Below are 16,816 nucleotides of genomic sequence, written 5' to 3' on the forward strand. Positions count from 1 at the left end.
CAGGCTGTTCTGGCTCGCCGAGGCTTTAAAGGAGATAAGTTCATTCAGTTAAAAGATGATAAAATAATTTTGCTTCACTAATCCACTGCTCTATTACTGACTGCGCCCTTCCTGTAACAACATGGCGCAATATGTCATCTGGGTGTTTAGGGCTTTTCGGACCTATTGATGCGCAGCCTGAGCAAGCCTTAAGGTAAGTATCCTTACATCGGTGAGCATAAAAATGACGCACGTATTTCAAGTCTCGAAATAAGTTCGAGTTTAGAGCTAAGGCATTTTGCAACGAGTTTAAATTGCTCGCCCCTGCGGCCATTAGTATTTTTTCTGTTTCCTTTGGGTCTCTTACAGTTGGCTCATCTGTTCGTTTGATTTTTATAGGGTTTCTCATTTTTTGAAACTTTACTGTATTTAGAACCGAGAGGATATATGCTCCAATCTCTTCCTCGGGACCGAGTAAATTGCTAACAGATACTTTATGCCCTTTCGTAGTTTTTGCACCACGTACTGTGCTAATGGTGAATTCTCTTAGCGCACCGATATTTAAATTATCTAGCTCTAAGGCTATATACGCCAACTGCTGGCTCTGTTCAGAGGGCTTGAGCGTAGCCAAATTGTTGTGCAGTCGATGTAATCTTTCTAATCGGTATTGCGCAGCGTCATTTAATCGTCCTAGATTCATAGAGGCGCGCATGATTTATACCAGTTGGCCTAATGCTGTTTTAAAATACAGGAAGCGTGTCGCTCGCGCTGAAGCAGTATTGGTTGCCTCTGAACATGCTTTAATAAAATCGCTTAACGCAGGAAAATCTTCTGGTTCTTGGAGAGATGAAACGAGGGTTTCTAAGTCATAAGTATGCTGGTTTACCGCAGCTACAATCTCGGGGTGCGCTTCGATAGCTTTCGCTTCGTATTTTTCATCATGATCTAGCGATATGGCAGCCATGACTATTGACTGGAAAACATGCATTCGAAGAAGCACGGCCTGATGGAGGGCTTCGTTCTCTATAAAGAAATCTACACCACGTCGAATTTTTTCTTCAAATATCGGTGCATTTTCAAAGTCGGCATTATATTTTTTATAAAGTTTGTCCAGTTGCGCGCCTTTTACAGTAATAAATCCCTCATCTAAAGTTAAAGCAATTTCAGCGTAAAGGCGTAGGTCTGTCATCCTTATTAAATCTCTGCGAGATAGCAGGCCAAGGGCTAGAAGTTTTTCCTTGTACAGTTCAGCGGTCCGGTTTATGAACCATTTGAAGTCACCTTGATACCGAGCGTTTCTCTGTTCCTCTGCGTTCAACGGAACATTGTTTGCATTCATACGCCGAAATGCTTCTCGAACTTCGTCTTCAGGAACACCGGAAAATTGATCGACAGGAAGCTGATAAGACAGGAATTTAGTTTTCCACTCATCCGAGAGTTTATTGTACTTCATCCCTCTAAGCTCTTCGGTCTCAATGTTTTTGGAAAGCGCTAGTTTATTTTCATAGAAAAGCATGAGTGCTTGACTGCGCTGTTGTCCATCTACAATCTCCTTAACAACCGCCCTTGTAAGCAAGTCTAGTTTTGCATATACGAACATTTTTGGAATTGGATATTCCAACAATATTGATTCTATGAAAAAAGATCTCGCTGGTGCATTCCACAGACCATCCTTTCGCTGGTAGTCGGAGTTGACTATGATCTTCTTATCCTGCATCGCGCTGCAATAATCTGCAACTGATATGGGTGAGGCATTGGCTTTCATTGCTTAGTCCTTTTTAGCTAATTTTATGTAAGCAAATCACTGATTCTATGGCGCCTTTCGCTCCACCATAGGTCTTTGATTTGGCATTTATCCCAGATAGCGAATTGCGTTGTGCAAAATCATCTTTTCGTCGAAGTTCAAGTTTAAAATTCGATGCCATTTCGATCAGAATTTTTGGCAGGTCGTTATGGAGATTTTTATAGTACGAGTCCTGTACAACAATCACGGCGTTGCAATTTTTCTTCAAGCTATTTGAGAGGGACTGCATGGATCTGTACATTTTGTCAAAATAATCAATATGAGTTTTGTAATAGTAACCGCTAGATGCTTTAGAGTGATGTGCTTTTAAAGTTTCGATAAAGTCGTTGCATGTTGAACCCCACTGGTTCCTTGGAAGGACCAGCGTTTCAGGAACTTTTGTGGATCCAATCATGCTCTTGCTCAACATCTCACGGCTAATTTTCAATGATGGATGAATGAGTGCAAGCTCAATACGAGTTGCAGCAGTGTAATCAAGTCGGGTGCAATATGGTGGAGAGGTTAATATGAAGTCGGCAAAATTCTTTTTTGAGAATTTTGTAGAGTCGCCCACAACTATATTCGATTTGAGTGTGACTAGTTCTTCTCTGTTCGATGCTCTTAAATTGGACGCAATCTGGATGACTTGTAAATTCAGTTCATCTTTGAGCATGTCTAACGTTACGTGGACTCTGTCTTCGACCTTTTTGGGTACTCGAAGCCAGGTAGGATTTGTTGATCGAAATGGTTTTATAAATTTTCGTATTGCAATGAACATTGCTACGTATAGGTTTGAAATTACGCATGAGTATTGGTTAAACTTTATTGTCTCATCTAACGGGTTGCCTGAAGGAGCTATATTTCTAATTCTTTTCTCAATGCTTCGTATATTTAAAGTGGTTTCGAAGTCAAACCATTGCAAAAGAGGATCATTGTCTTCTAATGCGCTGTAATCTGGCTGAGTTAGTTTGAAGGTTTCTTCTGCTAGGGACTCTAAGTGCGCTACGGAGGTGCTAGGAAGATTGCGAGCGCGCGCAACAATTACCATTACCGGATTCAAGTCAATGCCGTAAGCGTGGTGCCCAAGCTTAATAGCTGCAGATGTAGTAGTGCCACTGCCGTTCCACGGATCAAAGACTATTGAGCCAGGATTAAGCTGGGCGGAGTCGATCACTGCACTTGCAAACGATTCGGGAAAACCGGCGTAATAAGGAAAAAACTCCTTTAATTTCGTCGGAATATTTACCCTCCGTTTCGGCGAGTTGATAACTAATGAATCAAACAAGTAACACTCCACATTATGTGCTTCAGGCTAGTCAACTAACATTTTAGCAGTATGCTCGCTTCTCCCCTAGCCTTTGCTGGGCGCAAAAATACGGCTTTCCGTAGCCTGAAGCTGAGAAATCCTGCCGGTCTGGAGGTGCTTCCCGAATCACCTTCCAGTGACTATCTGCCTAATGCTTTCTGAAGATTTGGTAGATCCTACTGGCTGAGTCTATCGGACACAAACCCAAGAGAGTTCCTCGTCAAGTGCCCCCTCTCTTCCGCTCATGGTCCTTACACTACGCGGCTACGCCGCAGTCCGAGCTGGGTATCCAACCGCCCCTATAACGTATCGCCTAGGAGCGTCAGCGGTGCCGTTGCAGCACATCCAATCAATTTTTCGACGTCTAGGGCTAACGCTGCGATTCAGCCCCGATGGGGCTGATGAAATAAAATTTGAAAGAAAAACCACTTATCCCCCTCCCGCCGACGGGGTTAGCGTCCTTTTTTTGTGCAAACCCGGATGTAGTGCAAACGAACCGGCAGCCCAGGCGGGCCGGGGCGCTCTGCGGGCGACCGGCAGTTTCACAGATTGCAAAGTTTTGAAGAGAAGTGCAGTGCGGTTGCACAACGATGCAACAGACGACCATGAACGGGGCAGGGCTGGAAGCCCCGGTTTCATTGGGTCGAAAATTTTAAAATATTCGAACCAAGCGGTTTTCAGAATCGCAACCCGTCGAAAGTGCACGTCATTGCAGGTACAGGGCGTGTCTCAGGCTATGCAGGGAGTTGCCCGCCGGCTGGGCCTGGCAGGCTGATTACATGGGGGAGAGGGGTTTCAAACTTTTGCAGCGGCGCCGCGTACATGAGGAAGGGTACCGAGGCGTTCCAGGCGGGCGAATTCCGCTTCTACCAACGGGACCAGCAACTGGTTCAATGCGCCATAAAGTGTGTCGGCCTGATGTTGAGTCAGTCTTTTTACCGTGCCGGTCACGCCACTGGCGCAGCACACGCAATTGGGATCAATCCCAAGGATGTCCAGCGCACCATCTATATAGCCCCGCAGGTAGTCAGCGCGGTTGAACAGAATCAGGCTGGCCGGTCCTTCCTGGTAGTCCCAATGGACCTCCCACAGGGCGCCTTTCTTGATGACTTCAATTTTTGGAAGGGGAGCGACTGAGCTGGGCTTTGTCATGGTGTTCTCCGGATTAAAGTCACGAGGCGAGAGCAGTCTGGTGGGGCGTGCCTGAACGGCTGCTGAAAACTTTTTCCAGGTACACCCCCTCCTGACACGTAAGTGGCGTCAGCGGGTCGAGAAACGCCTGAAAAGCCCCGGATTCATTGGGGGGCGTCACTTACAGTCATGTCGTCAAAAAGTGTAAGTCAGGAAAGCGACTTAAAAAAACCCTTTAGAAACAGTAGGTTGCGGTCGACCTCACTTACAGTCACGAACTGTTCGGCGCCGACACTGATCTGACAGTCTACTTACGGTTTAGAGATTGTTCTAAGCTATTGAAATATAAGGGATAGAGATAGATAAAAAATCTCACTTACACTTCTTACGCACTTTTGATGGGTGCACCGGAAAAAAATTCCCGTGTGTCGTAGGGGGTGACACTTGATGCGTGGACACAGTTCGGCGGCGTTCAACTTGGCGGGGTATGCTCGCCGGCTTTAAAGATCATCCGCGAAACTCTCGTTGCTTTCGGTGGCTGGCGGCGTAGCTACTTGAAGCCTCTCTATCAGCCATGCGCAAGACGCTGACATGGACAGTGCGTCGTCAGTGTCGAGTTGCCTATCGGTTAGGTGAGCTGCATCGTTTCTAACCTTGGCCAGCCGCACAAAAGTCGAGTAGGTCAAATCATCGATAAGCCCCTGCTTTTGTAGAATCTTCATCTTGTAGCTGGGACGGTCGTATTTGGCCGCAAACTGCATGCCCCGCCTCGCAAGCAACAGATTGAGCGCGGATTCAACTTCAAACCAAGAATGCAGGATGGCAGCCCGGGGGGCGGTAGCAGCTAATTGAGCTGCGATAGAGGATATCGGCGGGGTGATCAGGGCATCTGAATCGCTAGCTTTGGTAGTCAAGTCCGCCTGGACTGCCTTCAGTTGTTCTTCAAGATCGATCTGGAGGTCGCCATACTTGAGGCTGCGGATTTTTGGCAGAAGCCGAGTGATGTGACGCTTGAACGACAAAAGCACAACAATCACTGCAATTGGCCAAGCCAAAGAGGAAGTCAGTGCGGCCACAAACTGCATCCAATCCATGGTGCTACTCCCGTTCGGGGTCATTGTTACGTGGCTTGTTACGTATGACGCAAAAAACAAAGGCCTGCATCGCTGCAAGCCTTTGATTTTAAATGGTGCCGGCACCAGGAGTCGAACCCGGGACCTACTGATTACAAGTCAGTTGCTCTACCAACTGAGCTATACCGGCGTGTTAGGGCGACGATTATAGCGATTGGCAAGCTTCTGTAAACCCCTGAATTCTGACTATTTTTGCAATCGCCTGGGTTTTCTCTGCCTGGCTTCGTTTCAACCGCCCCAACACCGCAAATTCCATGCGCTGGTCCCCTGGAAAAGCCGCTTGCGTAGCGGCAAGATGAGGTCCTTTCGTCGACCCTGCTGAGGGCGACCCAAGGATGAATAGAGGAAAGCATCACATGAAACGGAATATCTCCCTGGCTATTACCCTGCTGGCCGCCACTCTCGGTGGCTGCGCCGCCAACAAGCCGGCCAACGACCCTGCCCTCGTCGGCCAATGGAAAGGCCTGCGTGCAGAAAGCGGCAAGTGCCAGTTCCTGTCCTGGAAAAACAACTTCAAGCCTGACGGCCGCTTCACCATCACGTTTTTCCGTGATGCGCAGCAAACCCAGTCGATTCAAACCGAGAGCGGCACTTGGTCTGCGGTCAATGGCAAGAATGAGTTGAGAACGGACGGTGTGCGTACGCCGGATATCTACACCTACAAGATGCTCGACACGGACACGGTTCACTACGTGAGTGTGACGGCGGGCCCGACTGGCGATTGCCAGGAGGATTATGAGTTCACCGAGCACCGTATCAGAGGTTAAACCGCGCCGGTGGTAAGGGCCAAACTCCCTAACCACAGGTTTGCTGCTCTCACCGTTAGCTGCCTGCGCTACACGAATCCGCAAACTTCATGTACTCAAACACCTGCTTCTGCCCATGGGAATCCAGGTACGTCATCCGCGCATTCACCACGCCGCACGCCGCGCCGCCATCGTCGACGGTCGACAGCACTTGCTGAATATCCAGCTTGGGGCTGGCCTGGGCCGAGAAGGCGGCGATGTTGAGCAAGGCAAACAAGCCGCTGGCGATGAGGGTGTTCCGGTTCATGGTGGTGTCCTCTGAGGTTCAATAGGAGTGTGTTGCGTTGGAGCCTATTGAGCGCCTGGGAGGTATCCGGCCTGTGTCATGCACCTCGGGGTTTTGCTTCGGCATGTATAGGCGGTGGATTTCATACAACTTGATACACGAGCACCGCCATTAGAGGTATTTGCAGAGTGTTCCGATCCGGCGAGGGCAGTCATTAAATTGACCATTTGCCGCTCGTCGTAAAGATTTCTTCAGAAACACCAAAATAATGACACTTTCATTCCTTTGTCACAGAATGCGTACACAAAGGCGCCCACAAAAAGACCTGCGGTAAGCATCAGTACAGCTGACCTTTCACGTCTTTAAGATGCGTCGTGATGGAGTGTTGGCGATGAGCCGTACTGATGAACTTTTTGAGTTGTTTAATAAGACAACTGCCAATGATGTCCAGGGAATGGATTCGATGCTGCAATTCTTCGAAGACATGCCCATCGACGACAGCACCAGTCTCAACATGGGCAGCGGCGCGTCGTTCCCCCGGCATTCCCCCTGTGCCAACGAGCAGTCCCGCGAAGCCGCGACCGTCCGTGCGAATGTGGTGGCGCTGGTGTCCGTCAATGGCGGCGTTGGCCGCAGCACCCTGGCCACGGCGCTGAGCAGCGGTTTGCAGCGCCTGGGGCGGCCGGTGGTGGCGCTGGACCTGGACCCGCAAAACGCTCTCTATCATCACTTCGGCCTGAGCCACACCTTGCCCGGCATCGGGCGCACCAGCCTGCAGAACGAGCGCTGGAGCCAGATCCTTCATTCGGGCTTCGCCGGTTGCCAGGTGATCACTTTTGGCGAATCCGATATCCGTCAGCAGGAAGACCTGCAGCGTTGGCTCAAGCAGGAACCGCAGTGGTTGGCGCAGCACCTCTCGGCCCTCGGTCTGAGCGAGCAGGACACGGTGATCATCGACACCCCGGCGGGCAACAACGTTTACCTGCATCAGGCACTGAACGTGGCCGATGTGGTGCTGGTTATCGCCCAGGCGGATGCGGCGTCCCTTGGCACTCTGGGGCAAATGGAGCAGTTGCTGGCGCCACATATGGGTCGTCAGCCGGCGCTGCGGTGCCACTTCGTGATCAACCAGCTTGATGAGACCTCCGGCTTCAGCCTCGACATGGTCGAGGTGTTCAAGAAGCGCCTGGGTGAAAACCTGTTGGAAGTGGTGCACCGGGATTCGGCGATCAGCGAAGCCCTGGCCTTCGGCAGCGACCCGCTGGATAGCGAAGCCGCCAGCATGGCCTGTGACGATATCAACGAGCTTTGCCGCCTGTTGATTGCCCGCTGAAAAGACCGGGTTATGCCGCTAGGGCCAGATGCTTATGCACAATCGGTTGGTTCAACCTGTCACGAAACAGCAATTTTGCGGAGCCGTTCTCATCACGCTGCAACTGCCTGTTTTGCGTGCGTTTTATTTTGTGAACAAAAAATGACCAGTCAGCATTTTGCCCTGTAAAGCTTGCCGCCAGGGCTCGCAGCAGAATTCCATCAACAGACTTATCCACAGGGCGCGCTGCGACAAAATGCCCTTTAATCGCGCTCGGCGAGCAGCATCAGGTTACGCGGGGTCAATGGTGTTTCGCAGAAGCTGCCGACTTGAACCCTGTAGCCGTTTTCTTCGAGCAACAATGCTCGGTCCAGTACCAGCCATAGTTCCAGCGGGCGCCGAAACAAACCACGCAGCAATTCCAGGTTTCGCACGTGGGCCAAGCGCTGCCAGCCTTGGGCCTCCAGGGCCGACCAATCCTGTTCACCTGTGGATAATCCCTTGAGCACCGCCAGTTCCCGGCAGTAGTCGGCGAACGGCTTGGTCAGCCAGCTTGCAGGCAATGACGGGGTCGGCAGGTACTCGTCGCTACCGCGCAGTTGCCGCTGCAGCACATCAAAGCCCAAACGCCTGGCCATCGACGTATCGCGCTGCTGGCGTACGCGCGCACCTGCGGTGACGGTTTCGCTCAGCGGCAGGCCGAGGTCTTCCACTGATAAACGTAGTGATGAAGCCTGGGCCGCAAGCGACAGCGGTTGATATTCCTCGGCGCGGATGCGGTTGTAGCAGCAGGGCGCCACAGCCAGTTGCTGGCAGCCGGCGGCGCTGGCCAGTTGGAGCAGGCGTACATGCAAGTCGCCGCACGCATGCAGCGCGACCGGAGTTTGGTCGCGGCTGATCTGCACGTCGGCCATCACGTCTTGCAGGCGATGGGTGACGGGCAATTGATGGTGTTCGCTGAGGGCTTGCCCTGAAGCGATCAGTGCCGGGTCATATTCCAGGCAGGTCAGTTGCTGCCCGGGTTGCAGCAGGCGGCGGCCGAGGTGGCCCTTGCCGGCGCACCAGTCGAGCCAGTGCAGGGGTGTTCTAGAGAATTGCAGGGCCGCGCCGAAGGCTTCTATCTGTTGCCATTTGCGGCCGGGAACATCGACGTTTAAGCGGTGGTGGGCGGCCGGTAGCGCAGTGGACGGTAAGTTATCCACAGCACCGAGATTCAGCGACTGGGCCGCCAGCTCGGGAAACGGCGCGGGCGCCGGCAGGTTATGAGGTTGGTTATGGCTGCTTTCCGCCTCAGCCAGTGAGCGTCCGCGCAGCCAGTTGGCCAGCTCGGGATGCTGGGCTTCCCACGGCAATTGCAGATGGGTAAAGGGCCGTGGTCGCCACAGCCCTTGATGCTCGGTGAGGAACGCGTCCAGTGCCTGGAAGCGGGCGAGCAACTGCTCACCCGTCAACATGGCGTCAGCGCCCTTGGCAGGCATCAACCCGCAACCAGCGTTCCAGCAGCTTGAAGAAGCGCACCAGGACGTAGGACATCAGCAGGTAGAACAGGCCGGCAGCGAAGAAGATTTCCACCGGCAAGTAGGTGCGGGCAATGATCGTGCGGGCCATGCCGGTCAGTTCCAGCAAGGTCACGGTACTGGCCAGGGCGCTCGCCTTGAGCATCAGAATCACTTCGTTGCTGTAGGCCGGCAGGCCGATGCGCGCCGCACGGGGCAGGATGATGTAGAACAGCGCCTTGGGCTTGGACATGCCCAGCGCCCGCGCTGCTTCGATTTCACCCGGCGGGATGGCCTGGATAGCGCCGCGCAGGATCTCGGCGATGTAGGCGGCGGTGTGCAGGGTCATGGTGGCGGTGGCGCACCAGAACGGGTCCCGCAGGTACGGCCACATGAAGCTTTCACGTACGGCGTCGAACTGCGCCAGGCCGTAATACACCAGGAACAATTGCACCAGCAGCGGCGTGCCACGGAAGAAAAAGATGTAGCAGTAGGGCAGGGTGCGCACGTACCACAGGCGCGAAGAACGCGCGATGCCCAACGGGATTGCCAGCAGCAGGCCGGCGATCACGGCGATGGCCACCAGTTCCAGGGTCAGGGTTGCGCCCTGGGCCAACCGGGGCAGCCACTTGATGATTACGGCCCAGTTAAGGCCGAGGTCGAAATGCGACAGCCAGCTGTAGTCGCCACTCATTGCGTGCTCCTCGCAAAGCCGCGCGCGGCACGTTTTTCCAGGAAGTGCATGCCGGTCATCGCCAGGACGGTGAGGCCCAGATACATGAAGGCCGCGACCATAAAGAAGGTGAAGGGCTGCTTGGTGACGGTCACGCCGATCTGCGCGTGGCGCATGATTTCTTCCAGGCCGATCACCGAGACCAGTGCGGTGTCCTTCATCAGAATCATGAACAGGTTGCCCAGGCCCGGTAGGGCGATGCGCCACATCTGCGGCATGATCAACCGGGTGAAGATCCGGAACTTCGACAAGCCCAGTGCGACACCGGCTTCACGGTGGCCCTTGGGAATGGCCAGGATCGCGCCGCGGAACACTTCCGTGGCGTAGGCGCCAAAGCACAGGCCGAGGGCAATGACGCCGGCGGCGAAGGCGCTGAGGGACAGGTCGGGGTTGCCGAAAAACTCCCCGAGGGCACGCATCAAATTGACCGTGCCGAAGTAAATCAGCAGTACCCACAGCAGTTCCGGAATGCCGCGAACCAGGGTGGAGTACGCGCCGCCAAGCCATTGCAGCGGCTTGTACGGGGAAGTCTTGGCCAGGGCACCGGCCAGGCCGAGCACCAGCCCGAGGCACAGGGCGGTGAGCGCCAGCTTGACGGTCATCAGCGCGCCAGCGGCAAGCGCCGGGCCGAATCCGTAGAGGTCGAAATTCATGGTTTAGTCGTTTCGCAAGGCATTGCTAAGGACCGGCGCACTCAAGCGAGCGCGCCGGGCAGGCAATTCAGGATCACTCGATACTGAAAGGGAAGTACTTGTCGTTGATCTTCTTGTAGGTGCCGTCGGCTTTGATTTCTGCCAGGGCTTTGTTCAAGCGCTCGCGCAGTGGGTCGCCTTTGCGTACGGCGATACCGATCTTGTCGCTCTCTACCACCGGGTCGCCCTTGAATTCGTAGGCGGAGCCGTCTTTGCTTTTCAGCCACTCGTACTGCACGTACTTGTCGGCGAGCATCCCGTCCAGGCGGCCGGAAGTCAGGTCGAGGTAGGCGTTTTCCTGGGTGTCGTAGAGCTTGGCGGTGGTGTCCGGCAGCTTGTCTTCCAGGTAGGTACCGGCCAGCGTCGCGCGTTGAGCACCGATGATCTTGCCCTTCAGGTAGTCCGCGTCGGTCTTGAAGTCTTTGGTGGCTTTAGGCGCGATGAACTGCAGCTTGTTGGAGTAGTACGGGTCGGTGAAGTCGACGGCCTGCTTGCGTTCATCGGTAATGGACAGCGAGGAGACCAGGAAGTCGAACTTCTTGGCGTTCAGGGCCGGGATGATGCCGTCCCAGTCCGAGACATACACTTCGCACTTCTCGACTTTCATCTTGGCGCACAGGGCGTCGCCGATGTCCTTGTCGAAGCCGACGACGTTACCGCTGGCATCTTTATTGTTGAACGGCGGGTAAGCCGCTTCGATCCCCATTTTCAAGGTCTCGGCCATCGCCGTGGCGCTGAACGCCATCGAAACGGCGGCAGCCAGGAGGAATTTTTTATAGTTCTGCATGCATGTTGCTCCGTTAGCGGTTGCTGGACATGAATTGTTTGCAGCGCGCCGAAAGCGGGTTTTCAAACACCTGCTGTGGCGATCCTTGCTCTTCGACCAGGCCCTGGTGCAGGAACACCACTTCACTGGACACCTGACGGGCGAAGCCCATTTCATGGGTGACCAGCAGCATGGTGCGGCCTTCTTCGGCCAGTGCGCGGATCACATTAAGTACTTCCTGAACCATTTCCGGGTCAAGGGCCGATGTCGGCTCGTCGAACAGGATGACTTTGGGCTGCATCGCCAGGGTGCGGGCGATCGCGGCGCGTTGCTGCTGGCCGCCGGACAATTGCGCGGGGTAGGCGTGGCGCTTGTCGCTGATGCCGACCTTAGCCAGCAAGGCTTCGGCGATTTCAATGGCTTCGGCCTTGCTCTGGCCGAGCACCCGGCGCGGCGCCTCGATGATGTTGTCGAGGACGCTCATGTGCGGCCACAGGTTAAAGTTTTGAAACACAAAACCGATTTCGCTGCGCAGGCGGTTGATCTGTTTGCCGTCGGCGGCTACCAGCTCGCCGTTTTTTGCGGCCTTCAGTTTGAGTTCTTCACCGGCCACCAGGATTTGCCCCTGGTGCGGGTTTTCCAGCAGGTTGATGCAGCGCAGGAACGTGGACTTGCCGGAACCGGAGGAACCCAGGATCGAGATCACATCGCCGTCGCGGGCGGTCAGCGAGATACCTTTAAGCACCTCCAGCTCACCATAGCGTTTATGCAAGTTGCGGATTTCAAGCGCGGGCGTGGCCTCAGCCATGTGCGGTCCTCATTGTGTTCATTGCGCTCCTGCTGTTGGCCCGCCTTCCTGGCGAGGCGCCAAGCTAGCATAGCGTTTGGATGACAGCCAACAGCCCTGCAGGCGGTAAACAGACGGTGTGCGGCAGGGTGTCGCATCGGCACAGCAGTGTGTCGCGCCATCAACAACCGAACAGCCGTTTGAACCCCGATTCCTACAGGCTTCGCGTAAAAAAAGGCGCGATGGTGCCAGCTTTGGCCGGGTGTTGGAAGGGTTAAACCGGCGAACGGTCCTTATCAGCCCTGTAATGGAGCGTCACGCACAATTTGTGTGTGTTTTTGGTGCGCCTGTTCGTACTTCATGTGGGTCGCACAGTAACGCTATAGCGGAATGCCATTAGTGTCAGTGACTTACGGGAGCTGTTGAGTTTCCCTACAGGCCGCGTCAATCGCGGCTCTGTAACATTTTGGCGCAAATCTTGCGTAAAAAATAAAGAACGCCCCGTTGGTTTCTTTTCACGAGAAAGACCTCAGGCCGGGTGGACCGTATTCGCAATTCCTCGCAAAGGTGTGTCAATGAGTAGTACGCAAAGCTCCAATGACCTCGAACAGGGGCTCAAACCGCGTCACGTCACCATGCTGTCGATTGCCGGCGTTATTGGTGCCGGTTTGTTTGTCGGCTCCGGCCACGCGATTGCTGCCGCAGGCCCGGCCGTGCTGCTGGCGTATGCGGCCGCCGGTACGCTGGTGGTGTTGGTGATGCGCATGCTGGCCGAGATGGCCGTGGCATCGCCCGATACGGGTTCGTTCTCTACTTATGCCGACCGTGCGATTGGTCACTGGGCCGGCTTCACCATCGGCTGGCTGTACTGGTGGTTCTGGGTGCTGGTGATTCCGCTGGAAGCCAACGCCGCCGCGACCATCCTCCACGCCTGGTTCCCCGACGTGGCGATCTGGGCCTTCACACTGATCATCACCTTGCTGCTGACGGCGACCAACCTGTTCAGCGTGAAGAACTACGGCGAGTTCGAGTTCTGGTTTGCGCTGATCAAAGTGGTGGCGATTATCGGTTTTGTGATCCTCGGCATCCTGGCGATTTTCGGCTTCTTGCCGAGCAGCCAGGTCAGCGGCGTTTCGCACCTGTTCGACACCCAAGGCTTCCTGCCAAACGGCATGGGCGCGGTGTTGGCGGCGATCCTGACCACCATGTTCTCGTTCATGGGCACCGAGATCGTGACCATCGCGGCCGCTGAATCGAAGAACCCTGGCCAGCAGATTTCCAAGGCCACCAACTCGGTGATCTGGCGGATCGGCTTGTTCTACCTGGTGTCGATCTTCATCGTTGTGGCCCTGGTGCCATGGAATGATCCTGCGCTGGCAGCGGTCGGTTCCTACCAGACCGTGCTGGAACGCATGGGCATTCCGAATGCCAAGCTGATCGTCGACCTGGTGGTGTTGGTGGCCGTGACCAGCTGCCTGAATTCGGCGCTGTACACCGCTTCACGCATGCTGTTCTCCCTGGGCCGTCGCGGTGATGCACCGGCGGTGTCCAAGATCACCAACAAGAGCGGCACGCCTTATTGGGCAGTGTTGCTGTCTACCGGCGCGGCGTTCCTGGCAGTATTCGCCAACTACGTGGCCCCGGCGGCGGTGTTTGAATTCCTGCTGGCCAGCTCCGGCGCCATCGCGCTGCTGGTGTACCTGGTGATCGCGGTGTCGCAACTGCGCATGCGCCAGAAGCGCACGGAAGCGGGCGAGAAGATTGCCTTCAAGATGTGGCTGTTCCCGGGCCTGACGTATGCGGTGATCGTGTTCATCGTGGGCGTGCTGACGATCATGCTGTTTCAGGAAGCGCATCGGGTGGAGATCATGGCCACCGGGGTTCTGAGCTTGCTGGTGATTGCAGCGGGGCTGATTGTGTCGCGTCGGCGCAAGGGCCGGAAGGTTGGGGCTGCGGTGCTTAACTGACGGAATGCTTTCGTCGGAATACCGTTGATCAAATGTGGGAGCGGGCTTGCTCGCGAAGGCAGTGTGTCAGTCAGCGCAAATGTCGACTGATCCACCGCATTCGCGAGCAAGCCCGCTCCCACAGTTCGTTTTGTATCAGTCTTCGGAATTAGCCAGCGCTTGAGAGGCTGCGACGTAATCAGCCTGAAACTCCGGCGATTCAACCCACGCCAGCGCTGCCGCTTCATCTTCGGTATCCGTGGCCCACTGGCGATACTCGATCAGCGCCGCGAGGATAAAGTCGGTCGCTTCCTCTTCACCTTCCTGCTCCAGCACCACCGCCAACAGCGGGTGCGCCAGGAACACCGCACACAGCGCCTGTTGGCTGGTTTCGCCAGCGGTGCGCATCTCCAGGAACAGCTCGGTCAAATCCACCGACTCAAGATCAATGCGGCTGTCATCGCCGGCAAAGGCGTCCGGCTTGGTAGCGACGGCGCGTTGGGTGCGGTTCTGCTTGGCCTTGGCTTTTGCCCGGTGGGCGCGTTTTTGCTGCTTGTTCGGCGAGGCCATGGGCTCACGTCCTTGGTGTCAGGATCTGGGGGTGGGGTATTGAAGCGCAGGTCTGGGGAAATCCCAAGGCTTTCTAGGTGCGATCCGTCACTTGGCGCCCCGGAGTGTCGTTGGCCAACTCTCCCCGCTGTAGCCAAGCCAACGCAATCGGCCACAACCGATCCTGATACTGGCTGCGAAAGAACGCGAAATGTCCGACCTCTTTTTCGCCGATATCTTCAGGTGCGATCCGCAGATGCGTGCGCTCGCTGCCTTCGAAGTAACCCAGCAGGCGCTCGATTGCTGCGACGGTGCCAAACGGATCATCGGTAATGCTGATGGCCAATACCTGCGCCTTCACCCGAGAAAATGGCAACTCACCCAAGGCTCGCCCGCTCGGGCGCTGTTCATAACCCGGCGTCGGCGTACTCCAATCGCGCACCACACCTGCCGGTGTGTCCTCGAGCCAGCCCATGCGCTTGCCTGGGAAGTAGCCGAACACCGCCGTTACCACTGGCATCACCACATGCCATTTGGCAAACATTCGCCATCGCCCGTTCGCCTCGTAGTCGCGCCAGTAGGCAAACTGCGCGCCCACGGTGACCAGTCGCCGGATCACCGCTCCGGAAGCCCCGAGTCCCGCCGCGCACCCGCCAAAACTGTGCCCGACCACATCAATCGGCTGGCCGGCAAACTCCCGCTGGGCCCGCTGCAGGATCGCTTCGAAGTCCAGCGCGCCCCAATCCGTCCATGAGGCCTTGAACCCCTTCAGCGAGCCGTTGCGGGATTCGCCGATGCCGCGGTAGTCGTAGGTGATGACGTCGAAGCCATTGGCAAACAGGTAATCGGCAAAACGCGAATAGTGCCGGCAGCGTACGGAGGTGGCGGCGTTGATGATCACCACGGGGCGATCGGGATCAGTCCGGATGTGCCGCCAGGTGAAGCCGCCAATGGGATGGCCATCGGCAGCAGGTTCGCGAAAGGCTTCAGGCTGGGGGCGGGTTGGCAGGTTCATGGGCGGGCTCGGTGCTTGCGCTTTCGATGGGGCGTCAAAGGCCCGTGCGCAGTTTTATAAGGACTTGAAGCTAACAAATTTCGCGCAATAAAAAACCCCGAGGATTTCTCCTCGGGGTTTTGGCGCCTGCCGTCCTACTGTGCCAGTGGCAACGTCACCACGAATTCGCTACCCAATCCATCACCGTCACTCATGCCGATCACCGTGCCGCCGTGGGCTTCCACCAGTTCGCGGACCACCGTCAGGCCGATCCCCAGACCGGCACCGTTGAAACCCACCGCATGCACATCCTGGACAAATGGATCAAAAATAAACGGCAGCGCCTGGGCCGAGATACCGATGCCTGTGTCGATCACGCTCAGTACCAGCACTTTGCGCTCCAGCGTCACCGACAGCCGCACAATGCCGCCGGCGGGTGTGTATTTGGTGGCGTTGCCCAGGATGTTGCCGAGGATTTGCGCCAGGCGAATCGGGTCGCCGTTGATCATCAAGGGTTCTTCAGGCACCTGGGAAGTGAAGTGCAATTTCTGGGCGATCATCGACGGCGTGCAGGTTTCAATGGCCCGCTCGATGATTGGCGTCATGTCCAGCACCGTGCAGTCCAGTCGCAGTTTGCCGGTGCTGGCGCGGGACACGTCCAGCAGGTCTTCCACCAGGCGCGACATGTGCTGCACCTGGCCTTCGATCAACGATTGCATGCGGGGCAGTTCGGCGCTGGGGACGCGGGCCAGGCGGCCGGCGATCATGCTGATGGGCGTCAGCGGGTTACGCAGTTCGTGGGCCACGAGTGCCAGGATGTTCTTTTGTTGAATCAATGCCCGTTCGGCAGAGGCTTGCAGTTCCTGGGCGCTGAGGGCCGCAATCACCAGTTGCGCATTGGCTTCGCGCATTTCCTGGGACAGCTGCTGTTGCTCCGTGTGCCTGGACGGCGCGGCGTCGGATTGGGCAAGTAGAATGGCGAGGACCAGTTGTTGATTTGCCTCCACCAGATGCTCGACTTGCTGGTTGTCACCCAAACGATTTTTGACGTCGGCCAGCTCTTGTTGCAGGCCTGCGAGCACGGCACGGGCCTCGACGGTTTTCTGGCCGAGCAGGAACAGTTCGCGCGCGGCACTGGCCACGGCGTTCTTGTTCTTGTCATCGGCCGCGCTCATGA

The 16,816-nt window shown here is 55.7% G+C and carries 18 protein-coding genes and 1 tRNA gene; 3 read left to right on the forward strand and 16 right to left on the reverse strand.

Going from position 1 to position 16,816, the window contains the following annotated elements:
* Positions 1-40 precede the first annotated feature (40 nt).
* The 6 genes from ACA046_RS01700 to ACA046_RS01725 form a co-directional block, all read right to left on the reverse strand.
* Positions 41-691, reverse strand: coding sequence for a hypothetical protein (locus ACA046_RS01700; RefSeq protein WP_497675798.1), 651 nt, complete (start codon positions 689-691; stop codon positions 41-43).
* 3 nt (positions 692-694) lie between these two features.
* The gene (locus ACA046_RS01705; protein ID WP_497675799.1) at positions 695-1,744 is read right to left on the reverse strand and encodes a DUF262 domain-containing protein; all 1,050 of its coding nucleotides are present in this window, start codon (positions 1,742-1,744) and stop codon (positions 695-697) included.
* Between the two features lie 13 nt (positions 1,745-1,757).
* Positions 1,758-3,047 (reverse strand): DNA methyltransferase, encoded by a 1,290-nt coding sequence (locus ACA046_RS01710; RefSeq protein WP_497675800.1) that lies wholly within the window; start codon positions 3,045-3,047, stop codon positions 1,758-1,760.
* An 816-nt stretch (positions 3,048-3,863) separates the two neighbouring features.
* Positions 3,864-4,220 carry a hypothetical protein gene (locus tag ACA046_RS01715; RefSeq protein WP_497675801.1) on the reverse strand — a complete coding sequence of 119 codons (357 nt, stop codon included), beginning with the start codon at positions 4,218-4,220 and terminating at the stop codon, positions 3,864-3,866.
* 479 nt (positions 4,221-4,699) lie between these two features.
* Positions 4,700-5,293, reverse strand: coding sequence for a hypothetical protein (locus tag ACA046_RS01720; RefSeq protein WP_497675802.1), 594 nt, complete (start codon positions 5,291-5,293; stop codon positions 4,700-4,702).
* 93 nt (positions 5,294-5,386) lie between these two features.
* Positions 5,387-5,462: transfer RNA gene (locus tag ACA046_RS01725), tRNA-Thr, on the reverse strand.
* A 226-nt stretch (positions 5,463-5,688) separates the two neighbouring features.
* Here ACA046_RS01725 and ACA046_RS01730 point away from each other — a divergent pair.
* Entirely contained in the window at positions 5,689-6,099 is a 411-nt protein-coding gene (locus ACA046_RS01730) for a hypothetical protein (protein WP_497675803.1), read from the forward strand.
* 55 nt (positions 6,100-6,154) lie between these two features.
* On the opposite strand, the gene ACA046_RS01735 is transcribed toward ACA046_RS01730, so the two are convergent.
* Entirely contained in the window at positions 6,155-6,385 is a 231-nt protein-coding gene (locus ACA046_RS01735; protein WP_497675804.1) for a DUF2790 domain-containing protein, read from the reverse strand.
* Between the two features lie 370 nt (positions 6,386-6,755).
* Between ACA046_RS01735 and bcsQ the strand changes: the two genes are divergently transcribed.
* Positions 6,756-7,697, forward strand: coding sequence for a cellulose biosynthesis protein BcsQ (gene bcsQ / locus ACA046_RS01740; RefSeq protein ID WP_497675805.1), 942 nt, complete (start codon positions 6,756-6,758; stop codon positions 7,695-7,697).
* A 10-nt stretch (positions 7,698-7,707) separates the two neighbouring features.
* Here bcsQ and ACA046_RS01745 read toward each other — a convergent pair whose 3' ends face one another.
* The 6 genes from ACA046_RS01745 to ACA046_RS01770 form a co-directional block, all read right to left on the reverse strand.
* The gene (locus ACA046_RS01745) at positions 7,708-7,914 is read right to left on the reverse strand and encodes a hypothetical protein (RefSeq protein WP_497675806.1); all 207 of its coding nucleotides are present in this window, start codon (positions 7,912-7,914) and stop codon (positions 7,708-7,710) included.
* Between the two features lie 25 nt (positions 7,915-7,939).
* Positions 7,940-9,154, reverse strand: coding sequence for a methyltransferase (locus tag ACA046_RS01750; RefSeq protein WP_497675807.1), 1,215 nt, complete (start codon positions 9,152-9,154; stop codon positions 7,940-7,942).
* Positions 9,135-9,866: an ABC transporter permease gene (locus ACA046_RS01755; protein ID WP_017478153.1), complete on the reverse strand. Its 732-nt coding sequence runs from the start codon at positions 9,864-9,866 to the stop codon at positions 9,135-9,137. The genes ACA046_RS01750 and ACA046_RS01755 overlap by 20 nt, the downstream gene beginning before the upstream one ends.
* Complete coding sequence (locus ACA046_RS01760; protein ID WP_034117272.1) at positions 9,863-10,558, reverse strand: ABC transporter permease; 696 nt, start codon at positions 10,556-10,558, stop codon at positions 9,863-9,865. Before ACA046_RS01760 ends, ACA046_RS01755 begins: the two co-directional genes overlap by 4 nt.
* 73 nt (positions 10,559-10,631) lie before the next feature.
* The gene (locus tag ACA046_RS01765) at positions 10,632-11,384 is read right to left on the reverse strand and encodes an ABC transporter substrate-binding protein (RefSeq protein ID WP_063033521.1); all 753 of its coding nucleotides are present in this window, start codon (positions 11,382-11,384) and stop codon (positions 10,632-10,634) included.
* Between the two features lie 13 nt (positions 11,385-11,397).
* Entirely contained in the window at positions 11,398-12,171 is a 774-nt protein-coding gene (locus tag ACA046_RS01770) for an ABC transporter ATP-binding protein (RefSeq protein WP_017478155.1), read from the reverse strand.
* 554 nt (positions 12,172-12,725) lie between these two features.
* Here ACA046_RS01770 and gabP point away from each other — a divergent pair.
* Positions 12,726-14,117: a GABA permease gene (gene gabP, locus ACA046_RS01775; RefSeq protein WP_459025464.1), complete on the forward strand. Its 1,392-nt coding sequence runs from the start codon at positions 12,726-12,728 to the stop codon at positions 14,115-14,117.
* A 135-nt stretch (positions 14,118-14,252) separates the two neighbouring features.
* Here the strand turns inward: gabP and ACA046_RS01780 are convergent, their stop codons facing one another.
* The 3 genes from ACA046_RS01780 to ACA046_RS01790 all read right to left on the reverse strand — a co-directional run bounded on the left by ACA046_RS01780 (position 14,253) and on the right by ACA046_RS01790 (position 16,814).
* The gene (locus ACA046_RS01780; RefSeq protein WP_497675808.1) at positions 14,253-14,666 is read right to left on the reverse strand and encodes a hypothetical protein; all 414 of its coding nucleotides are present in this window, start codon (positions 14,664-14,666) and stop codon (positions 14,253-14,255) included.
* Between the two features lie 73 nt (positions 14,667-14,739).
* Positions 14,740-15,660 carry an alpha/beta hydrolase family protein gene (locus ACA046_RS01785; RefSeq protein ID WP_497675809.1) on the reverse strand — a complete coding sequence of 307 codons (921 nt, stop codon included), beginning with the start codon at positions 15,658-15,660 and terminating at the stop codon, positions 14,740-14,742.
* Between the two features lie 134 nt (positions 15,661-15,794).
* Entirely contained in the window at positions 15,795-16,814 is a 1,020-nt protein-coding gene (locus ACA046_RS01790) for a sensor histidine kinase (RefSeq protein ID WP_459025470.1), read from the reverse strand.
* Positions 16,815-16,816: the final 2 nt, after the last annotated feature.

It is taken from the genome of Pseudomonas sp. LBUM1641, from assembly GCF_059716235.1.